Here is a 13741-nt window from a genome sequence, read left to right as displayed (position 1 = left end):
ATGAATACCTTGCATTTCTCCCAGTCTTTTCGAAGCTCCGAGGCAAGTTTGTCATAGTTCTTGTCCCGAAGTAGGGCCCTGAGTTGCGCCATCGTCTCGACAGCGACATGCCTCTGCAAGCCGGATCTGTATTCCTCGAGTTCCTGGGAAACGCGCCGGGCACCTTCTCCGTGTGTCATTTCAAAATGCTCGGATATGGATGCGTCGCCTTGATTGGCCAAGTGGATAAGTCTTTCCTGGGCCTTGGTCAGATGTCCCCCGTCAAGCGCAGTGCCAAGAATTTCAGAGAATGTTTTTGCGTAGAACAGAAGTGAAATTGTCTGTTCGGCATTTATTGCATGGTTGTTGGCCGCAGCGTCGCATAGGCGTCTGGCAAGATCTTGTGTCTGTTGATCCGAGTATCTTGTCCAAGCTTCATGTCGAACCTCGCTGAGCAGGGTTTCGGTGGCGCTTGGTGTTGGCGCTGGTGGGTTGAGGTCTTGTTTTAACAAGTTCGCGTCCGTCGTGCCAAAGCGTACGAGCAAGTACAGGGATTCTGCAAAAGAGTATTTTCTGGCAAGGCCGAATCGCTCCAGGAAGTCCGTGCGAGCATTCTCTTCGGGAGTGCGCTGTTTCTCCTCCCCAAGGATGCCTCTTGAAATCCCAACTTCAAACTCATCGAACCTGTAAAAGGCGGCATCCCTAGGTTGGCCCTCCGTGGCATCCACCGTGAGCGCCGTTAAGAGTGAAATATGCGCCTCGGAAATGACGGAAATGCCAAGCGCTTGGATGATTGCAATGTATTCCTGTATGCGCCTGAGTGTCCTTATGTTGTTTGACTTTGCGTTTGTGAGGGTGTCTAGAATGATTCCTTTGTGGTGCTGGAGAACATCTTGGATAGTCTTGTCGTATGCCGAAAGCAGGCCATCGAAGACCCTTGGGAGGTCTGGGTGTATTTCGTGTTGCGTTGAGATGGTCTTTTCTTTGTATTGAAGGTAGGCGTTGGTGGTATCTTTGGTTGGGCCCGTTAGATGGTCCTCGTTGCATACGAGCACGACATCAAAGCCCTTGTGTTCGGATAGGATGTTCGCAATTCCCAGGAGTTCTTCAATCTTGAACTTGCTGGAGGTTCTTTCTATGTCATCGATGCATATAATGGTGCTTTTGTCGGCCAGTTCCGAGAGTTCAAGAGGATCTAGTGAAAACTTCGAAGACACGAGATTGAGGAGGGTGTCCGTCAATGTAGATGCTGCGCTGGTGGACTTGCGTCTTGTGCTAGTCGAAAAGCGACAAAGTAGTTTCCTTGGTTTCTCCGTCAGAGGGAACAACTTGGTTGCGTCTTGAGCTGACTGAATTGCGAATTGCGTGACAAGTCTTGTCTTGAGCTGGGCTGGGCTTTCCGCCCCAAAGGCTGATACGTAGAGTGTTTTTCGCTGAAGCGCAGGGACGACAGCGTGTTTCCAAAAATAGGTTTTCCCTGAGCCCCACGGACCGGAGAGGAGGATGACTCGGCCCGGTTGGGATTCCGTTTTTAGCTTGAGAATCTTGACTAGTGCTACTTGAGTATCGTCGTTCGTTGGCATTTCTACTTGGCTCAATGCGGTGCGGGTGAGTTTGGCGATCTTAACGGCGTCAGTGCAATGGCAACTGCTCCCTTGATGGTGTCGGCACTTCTCCGGCTCTCGTCAGGGCCGCAGGATGCCGAGCATCACCTTGGAGCCTATAGGTCATCTACGCCGAGCACCAATCGTAGAGTTTCCCGGGGAGTTTGCCCGATGATGCGCACCCGCTGGGGTAGTTCGGACCTGGCTCTTCCACCGTCATGTTTCCTATTGCAGCACCCGGAGCGCGCGTGAAGGACGACCGTCTGTTGGGGGCAACTCATGGTGCGTCGTGAAGTGTCCGTGCGGCGCGCAGGGGTGGCCAGGGGCCGTGCCAAGCAACGCCTCGAAGCTAAGGGGCCCGGCCGTTGCGCGGTGACAGCTATTGACCGCCGAGCGTCACTTCGGGCCGTGGTGCTCGGCCGACGTCCGGTAGAACACCCCTGTGTCAGGGAAGATGACGCCTCGACTGACCTGCCGAGCTGACAACGTCCAGGGGGCGAGAGCAGGCAGGACGCAGTGTCGTACACGGATGCATTCAAGGCGTAGATGGTGAAGCGGATGATGGGCGCCGCGCCCACTGCCACGCGGAGGGAGTCGCGCCCCGTGTCGTCCCACGGGCGACCTGTCGCTGGCAGTCATTCCCAGCGCGAAGGAGACGTGATGAGCAAGGGTTACCTGGTGCTGTTCATGGACCTGCCGAATGGCTCCCTGGGCGCCGCCTTTCCTCCGACCGGCAAGGGCTCCGTGGACCTGTCGAACAACTTCCTGGGACGGCAGGAGATTGGCTACTACGAGGCCGAGCTGTCCCCTGGGACGTACGCGCGGCTGAAGCAGCTGCATGGCGACATTGACTTCAGCGCCCTTCCGGTGACCACGGAGCTGACGCCCGACACGAAGACGGTGTCGGTGGGTGAGAGCTCCGACGGAGAGGACATCGACACGCGGACGTTCCCCCTCCACGCCGTCCCGGACGCACTGGAGCCGTTGCTGAACGAGATGCGCAAGGCCTCCGAGCACATGCTGACGCGGCCGCTCCGGGTGCTGCGGGGAGAAGGCGCGCCGACCTCGCCGCGCTTCCCGCTGGAGAAGCCCGTCTCCTTCGAGGTCACGCTGCGCAACGTGGGAGCCCAGGCCATCGAGATGGAGAACCCCTTCGTCCCCCATGCCCCGGACCGCACCAACCTCCGGCTGCTCGTGTCGAAGGACAAGCCGCCCGGGCAGCTCCGGGAAGGGGACTCCCTGTGGATGGAGCTGGAGATGGAGAACGTGCACCCGCCAGAAGGCCAGAAGCCTCCCGAGAGCCGGCGTCTCACGCTGAAGCCGGGCGCGGAGCTCCGCTTCGTGGTCCGCAAGAAGATGCTGAGCGCCCCTGGCGCCTACCGGGCCGCGCTGACCTACTTCACCTCGCGCGGCGAGCGGGGCCTGGAGACGATGGAAGGCCAGCTCACCCTGGACTTGGGCCGCTTCGAGGTGGTCCAGTCCGCGCCCAACGCCCAGCCCTGAGATTCGGTCCATGCTCGCTCGCGGTGGAGAGTGGATGGTCGACCTGCTGGAGGTGCATGTCGACGAGGTGGAGTGGCTGTGGCGGCAGCGTCATGCGGCCTTGCGCTCCAAGGAGTACGACTTCCGCGCGCTCGTTCAGTTGGATGAGCGCATCGCGGCCCATGTCGACGCCCTGGTCCTGGCTGGGGAAGAGGCCTGGGCGCTCCTTCGCACGCGCCTGGTGGAGGCCGAGGACGCGTATGCCGCGTTTGGCGCCGCGCACGCCCTCCTCTTGCAGGAGGACGCGGCCGTGGCGCGCCAGACGCTGGCGCTGTCCGCCGGGCTGGAAGGCGCCGCCTGGGAGGGCTTCAGGCTCGCCCTCCGCTACGCTCCCCCCGCGCGGTATGTGGACGCACTGAGGAGCCTCGTGGCGGGAGCGTCGGAGCGTCACGCCGCCGCAGCCCTGGAGGCGCTGGCCTTCCATGGGCTGCCCGACCCGGGAGGCCGCCTCCTGGACCTGCTGGGCGCGGCCCAACCCGACGTCCGCCGCGTCGCGTGGGGGACCGTCTCGCTGCTGCCACTCCGGTGGCTCGAAGCCCCGGGTCAGGCGCGCTTCTGGCAGCGGCTTGTCCAGCGCTTCCCGACGGCACTCGCGGACGCGTCCTCCGGGGTCCGGGACGCCGCCCGGTGGGCTGCCGCGTGGACACGGCAACCGTGGCTGCTCTCCAGCTTGAGGACGCTGGCGAAAGCTCCGGCGTCTCCCGACCACGTTCCGGGCTTGACGCTGCTGGCGGTGCTGGGGGCCCAGGTCGACCTCCCTCTCTTCGAGGAGGCCTTGGGGCGGCGGGAGCTGGGCCCCGGGCGGTTCCTGCTGGCTGGCACCTTCGGCCATCCCGGCCTCATGGAGGAGGTGCTTCGAGCCATGGAGTCCGGCGGGCCCGCGGTAGCGGCCGCCGCCGCCAACTCGTTCCGGAAGCTGACGGGCCTTGACGTCAACACCCCCCATCGCGTCGCCGTCCTTCCCACCGAGGAACTGGAGGAGGAGGACTCCACGGAGGAGGTGCACATTCCAGATGCGGTCGCGGCTCGCAATCACTGGGGCCTCCTCAAAGGCGCCCTCTCCGGGGTGCCCCGCCTCTGCATGGGCGCCGATGCCCTCAAGGGCTGGACGCAAGCGTGGCTGCGCGGGCTGCCCCTGGATGCTCGGTGGGAGCATGCGCTCCGGGAGCACTTCGAGACGGGGCGGGGCGGGGGCGTGCTCGCCCTCAAGCGGTTTCCTCAGCTACCGGAGTGAGCGCCGAAGCCCGCGCGTGCCGTCGGCAATGCGCCAGAGGTCCGCGACGCCCAGCGCGGCTCCCCTCACTCGGGAGCGGAAGGGGCGAGCCTGGCGCCTCAGGCCGCGGCGAGGCAGGAGAAGACGCCGGGAGTGGATTGGCCATGGCCAACAAGCCCAGACCCCTGCCGCGCAACGGGTGGGAAGGCGGCCTGGACAGGCGTGTACCCTGAGCCATCCCCTCATATGAAGCCGAGCGTTTCTTGGAAAACCCGATGGCAGTGAAGGCGTTCGGCGAAGCGCTCGACGAGAGGACGTGGGCGCTCCTCCTTCATTATGGGAATGGCTTGGTAATACATGCAGCCCTGACGGAAGAGCGAGCTCTTCTTCAAACAGCTCAAGTCTGGCGCGGGCCTGAAGGCGATTCTCGCCAGTCGCCAGGGCCCTGTCACCGCCCTGCTGTACGCGAAGGTCATCGCGCTCTGCCTCGCCCGCCCGCTCGAGTTGTCCCGCGAGGACAAGCACGGTCCTCACGCCACCACCCAGCTCGCGCTCGTCCTCGCATTGACCCGATGCGCGCCGCTGCGCCTCTCCGCGATGATGATGAATCGCGGCGTCACCCTGGCCCAGCTCGAAGAGCGCATCATCCTCATTGCCACCATCACCGTGCGTTCACGCAACCAACGCCGCGAGCGTACTCGACGCAAGCGAGAGCAGGCCCTTGGCTCCGCCGCGCGCTAACCGATCGCGCATGCAGGGGGGCCTGACGTCATCAACATTGAAATGGCGGACCTCGTACTTCTTCCGCAGTGCGTCTGGAGCAGGGCCACGTTGTCTCCGCGATCTTGTCTATAATCCCCTTCAATGGCCTTTTTCGGCACCATCAAGCTCGGCGCCGCGCTCCTTCTCCTGGGCGGCTGCGTCGCGTCCACGCCACTCTCGATGACCGCTTCCGAAGCGGAGTTTGCGAGAGGCCCATGGTCGGAAGTGCCGTCTGTGGAGATGCCTACAGGGGATGCATCCATCCCGATAAGCCTCCTACGCGATGTGGCGGAGGCGCTGCTGAAGCTCCCTGGGGCGACGGCGTGTGACCCGGGAACACGCCGCCCCGTGGTCGGGCTCTCCACGGAGTATTGCTCGACTGTGTATGTGGCGGGCGGTCGTGACTCCCTGTCCTGGCGTGTGGCAGAGCCCGTTAGAGGGAGCCATGCTTCCTGTCGCCCGTTCTTCGCGGTGAAGGATGAGGACTATCCATCTTCGCAGGTGTGGGTCGTGGGCTTTGTCCATAACCATCCGTGTGCTGCGGCACCTTCGTCGCAAGACTTGAGCGTGTGGCCTACGGACGCGTTCAAGCCCTTCGTGTCCATGGCGGAAGTGCGCTTGATACCTGGCAATCCCGCACCCGCCGTCTTCAAGGACTCCGTCATCGAGATGGCGTCCGCATTGGTGGCGGAGCGCCAGGATGGGACGCGGCTCTTTCTTCGCTACTTCCCCACGGGAGAGGTTCAGCAGTGGAGTGAGGCCAGGGCTCGTTGGGTCACGCTGGGCATCTGCGCTCCAACCCCGCCTCGCCCGCCCTTCCGGAACGTGGCTCCCCAATGTCGTAGCGGGGGTTTGCAGTTACTCCGTGATTAGGTGCGGGAAATGAGCAAGGCGCTGACGGTGACAGGGCTGGTCGTGGTGCTGCATGGGTGCGCTGCACCTACCAAGGTTTGGAGGGGTGAAGTCCCGTGGCCGGACGAGCATTCGACTAGAACCGTTGTCGAGCCCATGGAGGCCGGCGCCGCGCTTGCTGCGGCAGGCGCCATCCATGAGGTGGTGAGAACCAACCCATTTCCCAACCTCTTCGCGGGATGCTCAAGCCCGGAGCAGGGCATGGATGTGTCCGTCTTCGCAGGGCCGACACAGGGCTTGTACTTCGTGGTCGTGGACCAGCGCTTCGACCGCTGTGGCGGTCCGAGCGGACGTGTCCTCGACTGGTGGGAGGTCTATGCGGTGACGGCCCAGGGCGAGGTGGTCGCGAAGGCCCCGATTCCAACGGGTGAGGAGCCCGCGGCTTTACCGCCTCAAGAAGCGTCACCTCCCGCTGCACCCGTGCCGGCTGAGTCGCCCTCGTCATCCGCTCCCGAAGCGCCGGCTACTCCGGTGCCACCGTCACCCAATGACCCTCCGCCAGTGCCCCCTCAATCGGAAGCTCCGGACACGAAAAAGCCCGGGCCACCGTGAAGGTGTCCCGGGCCTGTGGCCACCGTCTGTGCCGTGCGGACTACAGCGCGGCGATGATGGCGTCGGTGAACTCGCGGGTGTTGGCCTTGCCACCGAGGTCGCCGGTGCGGACCTCGCCGGAGCTGTACACCTTCCAGATGGCGTTCTCCATGCTGCGCGCCGCCTCGGCCAGGTCCAGGTAGTCCAGCATCATCACCGCGGACATCATCAGCGCGGTGGGGTTCGCGATGCCCTTGCCCGCGATGTCCGGGGCGGTGCCGTGCACGGCCTCGAAGACGGCGGTGCGCTCGCCGATGTTGGCGCCCGGCACCACGCCCAGGCCACCCACCAGGCCCGCGCACAAGTCACTGAGCACGTCGCCGTAGAAGTTCTCCGCCACCAGCACGTCGAAGCGGGTCGGGTCCTTCACCAGCTGCATGCAGAGGTTGTCGATGATGACTTCCTCGTAGGTGACCTCCGGGAACTCACGGCCCACCTTGCGGCAGCAGTCCAGGAAGAGCCCGTCCGACAGCTTCATGATGTTCGCCTTGTGCACGGCGGTGACCTTCTTGCGGCCGTGCTTGCGGGCGTGCTCGAAGGCGAAGCGCGCAATGCGCGTGGAGGCCTTCTCGGTGATGATCTTCAGCGACTCCACCACGCCCGGGACGATGATGTGCTCCAGGCCGGCGTAGAGGCTCTCCGTGTTCTCACGCACCACGACGAGGTCCACGTTCTCGTAGCGCGTCTTCACGTTCGGCACGCTCTTCACCGGCCGCAGCGACGAGTACAGGTCCAGCCGCTTGCGCAGGCCCACGTTGGCCGACGGGAGGCCACCCCCCACCACCGTGCCCGTGGGGCCCTTGAGCGCGATGCCGCTGCGCAGCACCGCCTCCACCGTCTCGTGAGGCAGGTTGGTGCCGTACTTGGCCACCACCTCCGTGCCTGCGTCCTTGTACTCGAAGTCGAGGGGGACCTTGAGCGCCTCGAGGACGCGAACGGTGGCCGCCATGACTTCGGGGCCAATGCCATCGCCGTTGATGATCGTGACAGTGCGGGTGTTCGCCATGGGTGCGGATTCACAGCACAATTTCCCTGGCGTCGAAAGAACGAAAACACCCGGGATTCAGCCGGAGGCATGGCGGCCATGAGGAGGGGACACCCTGGGAGGGCCCGCCGGCCGGGAGGGCCTCCGCTCCAAGTGTCAGTGCTCGGACGTGGGGGACGGCCGCGGGCGCCGGGTGGGCTTGCGCCGGGTGTGGATGGCGTAGGGCCGGTAGAAGGACTCCCACAGGGCCGCACGGCGTCCCCGGGGCCGGGTCCGCAGCTCGCCCAGGGGGGCTCGGATGAAGAAGGACGACAGGAACAGGTAGGTCGCCGTCAGGGTGAGCATCAGCAGGAGGGCCGTTACCGCCTCGCCAGGTATCCAGGCCACCCCGGCCCGGGCCAGGAACTCGTCGAGGTCCACCGGCGGCTTCGGGTGGCTGTAGACCTTCACGAACCACGTCACCATCAGGACCATCAGGATGGGGCCGTAGGCGCGGTTGAGCCGCGTGGAGATGGCGGAGAAGAGGGACAGCTGGATTTGGGGCCGCTCCAGCTCCAGGGCCAGCTCGCGCAGGGCGTCCGGGTCCACCGGCTCGCGCCGGAGCATGGGGGCCCACCAGCCGTCCTCTAGCAGACGCACCCGGCGGTTCCACAAGTCGTAGTAGCGGTAGCGCCGCGCCTCGATGAGGAGGAACGACACCACCATCCAGATGCCCACCAGGAAGGTGACGTGTGAGCTCTGCGTCGACGCGAAGCCGAAGGAGATGACCGCCGCCGTCGTCGTGAGCGCCCAGTTGGTGGTGGTGTCCAGGCGCGTGCGCCAGGTATCGGAGCGGCTCAGCTCCCCCCGGAAGAGCTGGGCCATGGCCTGCTGGGACAGCCAGGGCGACTCCAGCACGTCGTTCTTGTCACGTTCACGCACGGGCATCCTTCCCCGGAAGGTGGGCTGGGTAGTGGGCGTTTGCAACGCAGGTGCGGCGTTCAGGGCAGGCAGGCGGGCGGGCCCACGGGTGGCCATGGCGGGCGAGCGTGAGCAGCTTGCTGACTTGAACGTGCCCGACGTGAATCCCATCCAGGCCCTGTCCAACCTCCTCCAGGAGGAACGCGAGCGCCTGGCCCGCCTGTGGGCCAAGCGCCTGCGCGTGGAGATGTATGACGTGGAGGTCCCTGGACGGGACTTGCGCGCCCCGCTGCGCCGGCTGCTGGACGAGCTGGCTCGCCTGCTCAGGGACCGGCCCGACGACGCCGTCCGCCTCTGGCCGGAGGTGGTCCGTCCGCATGGCGCCTTCCGCTACAGCCAGAACTTCGACCCCGAGGACCTGACGCGCGAGTTCAAGTCCCTGGAAGAGGTGATGCTGCGTGTCTACGCGCGCCGCAACGGGGGCCTCATCGAGCCGGATGTCGCGGTGCTCATGGCGGAGCTGGTGTGGGAGGCGGACGCCGCGGCCCAGGCGTCCTACGCGCGCATCCTGAAGACAGAGGAGGTGCGCTTCCGCGAAGCGGCGGTGATGGAGTCGGTGCTCAACCAGGTGGACGTGGGCATCATGCTGGCGGAGGTGGACGGCACCGTCTCCTTCGCCACGCCGCCGGTGAGCCGCCTCATGGGTGTGCCCATGCGCGCGGTGGTGGGCGCGCGCGCGGCGAGCACCATCAACCCCGTGCTGACGCAGGTGAACGCGCGCCACCTCACGGGCGAGCCCTTCAAGCTGGCCGACATGCCCTTCCTGCGGGCCCTCAAGGAGAAGGGGCCGGTGCGCGGGGTGATGATGGTGGTGGAGCGCCCCGGCGGCGACACCGCCACGCTGGAGCTGAGCGCCACGCCCGTCTGGGAAGAGGAGGGCGAGCTGGCCGGCGCCATCCAGACCTTCACCGACCGCACGGAGGCGGTGAACAAGACGAAGGCGCTCCAGAGCGCGCACGGGGAGCTGCGCAGGCTCCAGGGCCGCCTGCTCCAGCGCACCCGCCAGCAGGCGCTGGGACAGCTCGCCAGCGGTGCGGCGCACGCGCTCAACAACTTCCTCAACGTGCTGCGGCTGCGAATCACGCTGCTGCAGCGCGAGTTCAAGCCCGAGCACCTGGAGGCGCTCGACAAGACGGTGCAGCAGATTGGCGAGCTGGTGGCCCGGCTCCAGGAGTTCAACATCCAGCGCACCCAGGAGCAGCCCACCGACGTCCCGGTGGACCAGACGGTGCGCGAGGCGCTGGAGCTGGCGCGCGGCGAGCTGGAGCAGCGCGAGCACCCGGTGTACGTGGACCTGGACCTGGGCGACGCCGGCAACGTGCACGCGGACACGGGCTTCTTCCGCGAGCTGGTGGTCAACCTGCTGCTCGTCTCGCGCGACCGGATGGAGGCCGGAGGCCGGCTGCACGTCTCCACCCGCACGGATGGCTCCGAGTGGCTGATGCTGCGCATCGAGGACGAGGGCACGCCCTACGCGCCCGATGAGCTGGCGCGGCTGTTCGACCCGCTGCGCCGGGACGCGAGCGCGCCGCAGCTGTCCCTGTTCCTGGCGGTGGCGCGGGCACAGGTGGAGCGCTGGGGCGGCGAGCTGACGGCGGAGGTGCCGGCGTCGGGCACGGGCGCGGCCTTCGTGGTGCGTCTGCCCCGCGTGCATGCTGGCGCCGTGTCCTCCGCGCCACGTCCAGAGGCGTCACGCATGGAGGTGCTGCGGCCGGCGGCGCCCCGGCGCTTCCAGCAGACGCGCAGCGTGCTGGTGGTGGACGACGACCTCGACAACGCGCGGATGATGGCGGAGGTGCTGAGCGAGGAAGGCTACGAGGTGCAGGTGGCCCACAGCCCGGCGGTGGCGCTGGGGATGTGGGACCGGCGCCGCTATGACGCCGCGCTGCTGGACGCGGTGATGCCGGAGATGAGCGGCTGGGAGCTGGCGCGCGAGCTGCGCAAGAAGTCCCCTCAGGCGCTGCTGGCCATCGTCACCGGCATGGACGTGCGCGGACAGAACCGCTCCAACCTCGCGCTGGTGGACGCCGTGTTCCGCAAGCCCATCGACGTGGGCGCGCTGGATGACTTCCTGGGGCAGTCCGACACCGGCGCTCCGGAGAACAGTCCGGGTGCCGCGCCACCCGCCTGAGCTCGGCGGACAGGCCGCTGGGGCGCCTCACGCGGGCGGGTAGCCCGCGGCGTTACAGTTTTCACTCAAAGTGTTGCGGCGCGAGTCACACCGCGAGGCCCGTTCCGGTGGGAGTCTCCGCCGTCCGAGGGGAGCAGGTGCTCCCTCATTGCAATCTCCTTGTCTGACTAGAACCGTGAGTGTGGCTCGTCGCTTGCTCCAGGTCCGCCCGCCCGCCGGTGCCCGCGTTGGGCGTCCACCCCCGGCGGTTGCCACTCCCCACGAGGTTCTGCGTGAGAATCAAGCTGAGAGGCCTGTTGCTGGCCGGAATGATGCTGGCCGGCGGCGGTGCCATGGCGGAAGAGAGCGCGGTCTGCGAAGGCCGCACGTCACAACCTCCCCTGCAGCGGGATGCCCAGGGGCGCGTGAAGGTGGGCGAGGACGTCGTCGCCACCTTCAAGTCGCGTCAGCCCACGGCGCGGCCGGAGGGCGTTCGCGCCAAGGCCGAGCTGGCCTGGACGGACCGCGTCAGCAGCCCTGGCGCCACGTACATCGCGCCGCACTTCAGCCAGTTCGCGCTCGCGCCGGGGGACTATGTCATCGTCCGCGCGCCGGACGGCTCGCGCGAGTACCGCTACGACGGCTTCGGCAAGGGCGAGGGCGACGCGCCGGTGCGGGGCGGCTTCTGGAGCGGCCACATCTCCGGTGACGTCGCCATCGTCGAGCTGTGGAGCGTGGGCGGCCAGGCGAAGTCCGGCTACACCATCGACCGGTTCGCGCGCGGCTTCGCCAACCTGGCGGCGCTGGGCGAGGACCTGGACAACGAGGCGCTCTGCGGTCCGGACGACTCGCGCAACGCGCGCTGCTACCAGACGTCGGACCCGCGTCAGTACAAGCACTCGCGCGCGGTGGCCCGGCTGCTCATCAACGGCAGCGGGGCCTGCACGGGCTGGCTCGTGGGCAACCAGGGCCACGTGATGACCAACGAGCACTGCATCGCCAACACCTCGGACGCGCTCAACACCGACTTCGAGTTCATGGCCGAGGGCGCCGCCTGTACCTCCGCCTGCAACAGCTGGTTCGGCTGTCCGGGCACGGTGGTGGCGACGAGCTCCACGCTCATCGCGGTGAATGCCCCCCGGGACTACGCCCTGGTGCGGCTGCCCACCAACCCCACGCCCACCTACGGCTACCTCCAGCTGCGCAACACCACCGCGGTGGTGGATGAGCGCATCTACATTCCCCAGCACCCCGCCGCGTGGGGCAAGCACATCGCCCGCAACTCCACGCACGCGTCGGACGCCTCGGGCTTCGCGGAGATCTTCGCCCTCAACCGGCCCGCGTGCTCGCCGGGTGGCCCGCTGGACATCGGCTACTACGCGGACACCCAGGGCGGCTCGTCGGGCTCGCCCGTCATCGCCAACTCCGACCACCGCGTCGTCGCGCTGCACCACTGCGCCAACTGCCCCAACCGCGGCGTGCCCATCACCTCCATCATCTCCCACCTGGGCGCGCTGCTCCCGCAGTGCGCGCTGCGCAGCGCCACCTGCCCGGACCCGTATGACGTCTGGATGCGCGACACCTGGTCCGACACCGGCCTGGAGCCGGACCCCGCCACCGCGGGCCAGGACATGTGGGCCAGCCCGTACATCTGGATTCGGCGCAACCCGGACGGCGCGCTGCCCGCCAACCACCACGTCCACCAGAACCCCGAGCTGGGCGCGACGAACTACGCCTACGTGAAGCTGCACGGCGGGCCCCGCCCGGGCGCCTCGGGGCGCCTCAAGCTGTACTACGCCAACGCCTCCACCGGCCTGTCCTGGCCCGCGGACTGGACTCAGTTTGGTGACGTGCCCGTCAACGGCTTCACGCCGGACACGCACGTCGTCCAGGCGCCGTGGAGCGGCCTGCCCGGCGAGGGGCACTACTGCCTGGTGGCGCGCTGGGAGTCCGCGTTCGACCCGATGTCGTTCACCGAGACGACGGACATCAACTACAACGTCCGTCAGAACAACAACATCATCTGGCGCAACGTGAACATCGTGGACCTGGAGTCCGGCAGCGAGGAGATTCACTTCATCGTGCGCAACGTGCACCAGCGGGTCCGGGCGCTGCGGCTCGCGGTGCGGGTGCCGGAGGCGGACCGGGACCGGCCCTTCCCGGTGCATGGCGGCCGTGTCGTCGTGCGTCTGCCGGAGGAGCTGTTCAAGCGCTGGGTGGAGGCGGGCGGCCAGGCCGAGGGCATGAAGATGGTGCGCGAGGGCGAGTTCGAGGTCGTGTCTCCGGAGGGGGGCGTGTTCCACAACCTGCCGCTGGGCTTCCGCGAGGAGCACCAGGTCCAGATGCGCTTCGAGCGGAACGACGCCGCCACGCCGGAGCCCTACCACCTGGAGGTCGTGCAGTTCGACCAGGACTCGCAGGAGCGTGAGAGCCTGGGCGGCATCGGCTACGACATCTTCGCCCACGGCGAGCCGAAGCCGAAGGAGTAGCCGTCGCATGGCCTGACACAGCCTCGCTCGCGTGCCGTCCTGGCGCGGGCGAGGCCGTGGCTGCCTGTCCCTCCCTTGTGGCGCGGGGCGGTGGTGTCCACCTGTGAGGGAGGAGGAGACACCCCCATGTCACGCAAAACGATGGACTGCAGGAAGGCGCCCAGTGACACCCACTGCACGCTGACGATTTCGGGCGAGGAGGACGAGGTATTCCAGGCGGCCGTCGCGCACGCCGTCTCCGTGCATGGCCACGAGGACTCGGCCGAGCTGCGTGAGATGATTCGCGGCCTGCTCGAGGACGAGGCGCCCGCGGCGAGCATGGGCCGGCCCATGCCGATGCAGGAGCCACAGCAGCCAAGCAGGCACTGAGGGGCGGGCGTTGTCAGCGCGTGGGGTTTGCCACTGGGGCGTGTGACGCCTCCATGGGGCTGCGCGCTGTCAGCAGTTGGGCTGGCCACGGGAGGGCACTAGTCCTCAGACTGCGCGAAGTTAAGGCATGAGCCGCTGGTTGTATGAGGGGGTGGCTCATGAAGCCCACGGCAAGGAAGCAGGCGGCGCCCATCAAGTTGAAGTTGAAGGCGGAGGACCGCCGAC

Annotated in this window: 9 protein-coding genes; 6 read left to right on the top strand and 3 right to left on the bottom strand. The window is 66.7% G+C overall.

The window, feature by feature from the left end; all coding sequences use genetic code 11:
- Window positions 1-1562 (bottom strand): P-loop NTPase fold protein (locus G4D87_RS20825; RefSeq protein WP_205507661.1); only part of this gene is annotated, 1562 nt, incomplete at its 3' end.
- Window positions 1563-2243: 681 nt separating this feature from the next.
- Here G4D87_RS20825 and G4D87_RS20820 point away from each other — a divergent pair.
- The 3 genes from G4D87_RS20820 (at window position 2244) to G4D87_RS20810 (ending at window position 5079) form a co-directional block, all read left to right on the top strand.
- Window positions 2244-3086 (top strand): hypothetical protein, encoded by an 843-nt coding sequence (locus G4D87_RS20820; RefSeq protein ID WP_163783809.1) that lies wholly within the window; start codon window positions 2244-2246, stop codon window positions 3084-3086.
- Window positions 3087-3096: 10 nt separating this feature from the next.
- Window positions 3097-4359, top strand: coding sequence for a hypothetical protein (locus G4D87_RS20815; protein ID WP_240358450.1), 1263 nt, complete (start codon window positions 3097-3099; stop codon window positions 4357-4359).
- 483 nt (window positions 4360-4842) lie between these two features.
- Window positions 4843-5079 (top strand): hypothetical protein, encoded by a 237-nt coding sequence (locus tag G4D87_RS20810; protein WP_163783808.1) that lies wholly within the window; start codon window positions 4843-4845, stop codon window positions 5077-5079.
- A gap of 1525 nt (window positions 5080-6604) precedes the next feature.
- Here G4D87_RS20810 and G4D87_RS20805 read toward each other — a convergent pair.
- Together G4D87_RS20805 and G4D87_RS20800 are read right to left on the bottom strand one after the other, a co-directional pair.
- Window positions 6605-7609 (bottom strand): isocitrate/isopropylmalate dehydrogenase family protein, encoded by a 1005-nt coding sequence (locus tag G4D87_RS20805; protein ID WP_163783807.1) that lies wholly within the window; start codon window positions 7607-7609, stop codon window positions 6605-6607.
- A 135-nt stretch (window positions 7610-7744) separates the two neighbouring features.
- On the bottom strand, window positions 7745-8515 hold the full coding sequence (locus G4D87_RS20800; protein ID WP_163783806.1) for a DUF2270 domain-containing protein: 771 nt from the start codon (window positions 8513-8515) through the stop codon (window positions 7745-7747).
- Window positions 8516-8603: 88 nt separating this feature from the next.
- On the opposite strand from G4D87_RS20800, the gene G4D87_RS20795 reads away from it, so the two are divergent.
- The 3 genes from G4D87_RS20795 (at window position 8604) to G4D87_RS20785 (ending at window position 13516) form a co-directional block, all read left to right on the top strand.
- On the top strand, window positions 8604-10679 hold the full coding sequence (locus G4D87_RS20795) for a hybrid sensor histidine kinase/response regulator (RefSeq protein WP_240358449.1): 2076 nt from the start codon (window positions 8604-8606) through the stop codon (window positions 10677-10679).
- A gap of 272 nt (window positions 10680-10951) precedes the next feature.
- Window positions 10952-13147 (top strand): trypsin-like serine peptidase, encoded by a 2196-nt coding sequence (locus G4D87_RS20790; RefSeq protein WP_240358448.1) that lies wholly within the window; start codon window positions 10952-10954, stop codon window positions 13145-13147.
- A gap of 126 nt (window positions 13148-13273) precedes the next feature.
- On the top strand, window positions 13274-13516 hold the full coding sequence (locus tag G4D87_RS20785; RefSeq protein ID WP_163783805.1) for a DUF1059 domain-containing protein: 243 nt from the start codon (window positions 13274-13276) through the stop codon (window positions 13514-13516).
- Window positions 13517-13741: the final 225 nt, after the last annotated feature.

The organism is Myxococcus vastator (assembly GCF_010894475.1).
Classification (GTDB): domain Bacteria; phylum Myxococcota; class Myxococcia; order Myxococcales; family Myxococcaceae; genus Myxococcus; species Myxococcus vastator.
Note: the sequence above shows the minus strand (reverse complement) of the source record. Positions and strands in the feature narration are given on the sequence as shown.

Bases quoted from the DNA above. Each gene is read 5' to 3' on its own strand.
- G4D87_RS20815 (WP_240358450.1), top strand. From the start codon at position 3,097: ATGCTCGCTCGCGGTGGAGAGTGGATGGTCGACCTGCTGGAGGTGCAT.
- G4D87_RS20800 (WP_163783806.1), bottom strand. From the start codon at position 8,515: ATGCCCGTGCGTGAACGTGACAAGAACGACGTGCTGGAGTCGCCCTGG.
- G4D87_RS20805 (WP_163783807.1), bottom strand. From the start codon at position 7,609: ATGGCGAACACCCGCACTGTCACGATCATCAACGGCGATGGCATTGGC.
- G4D87_RS20820 (WP_163783809.1), top strand. From the start codon at position 2,244: ATGAGCAAGGGTTACCTGGTGCTGTTCATGGACCTGCCGAATGGCTCC.
- G4D87_RS20795 (WP_240358449.1), top strand. From the start codon at position 8,604: ATGGCGGGCGAGCGTGAGCAGCTTGCTGACTTGAACGTGCCCGACGTG.
- G4D87_RS20785 (WP_163783805.1), top strand. From the start codon at position 13,274: ATGTCACGCAAAACGATGGACTGCAGGAAGGCGCCCAGTGACACCCAC.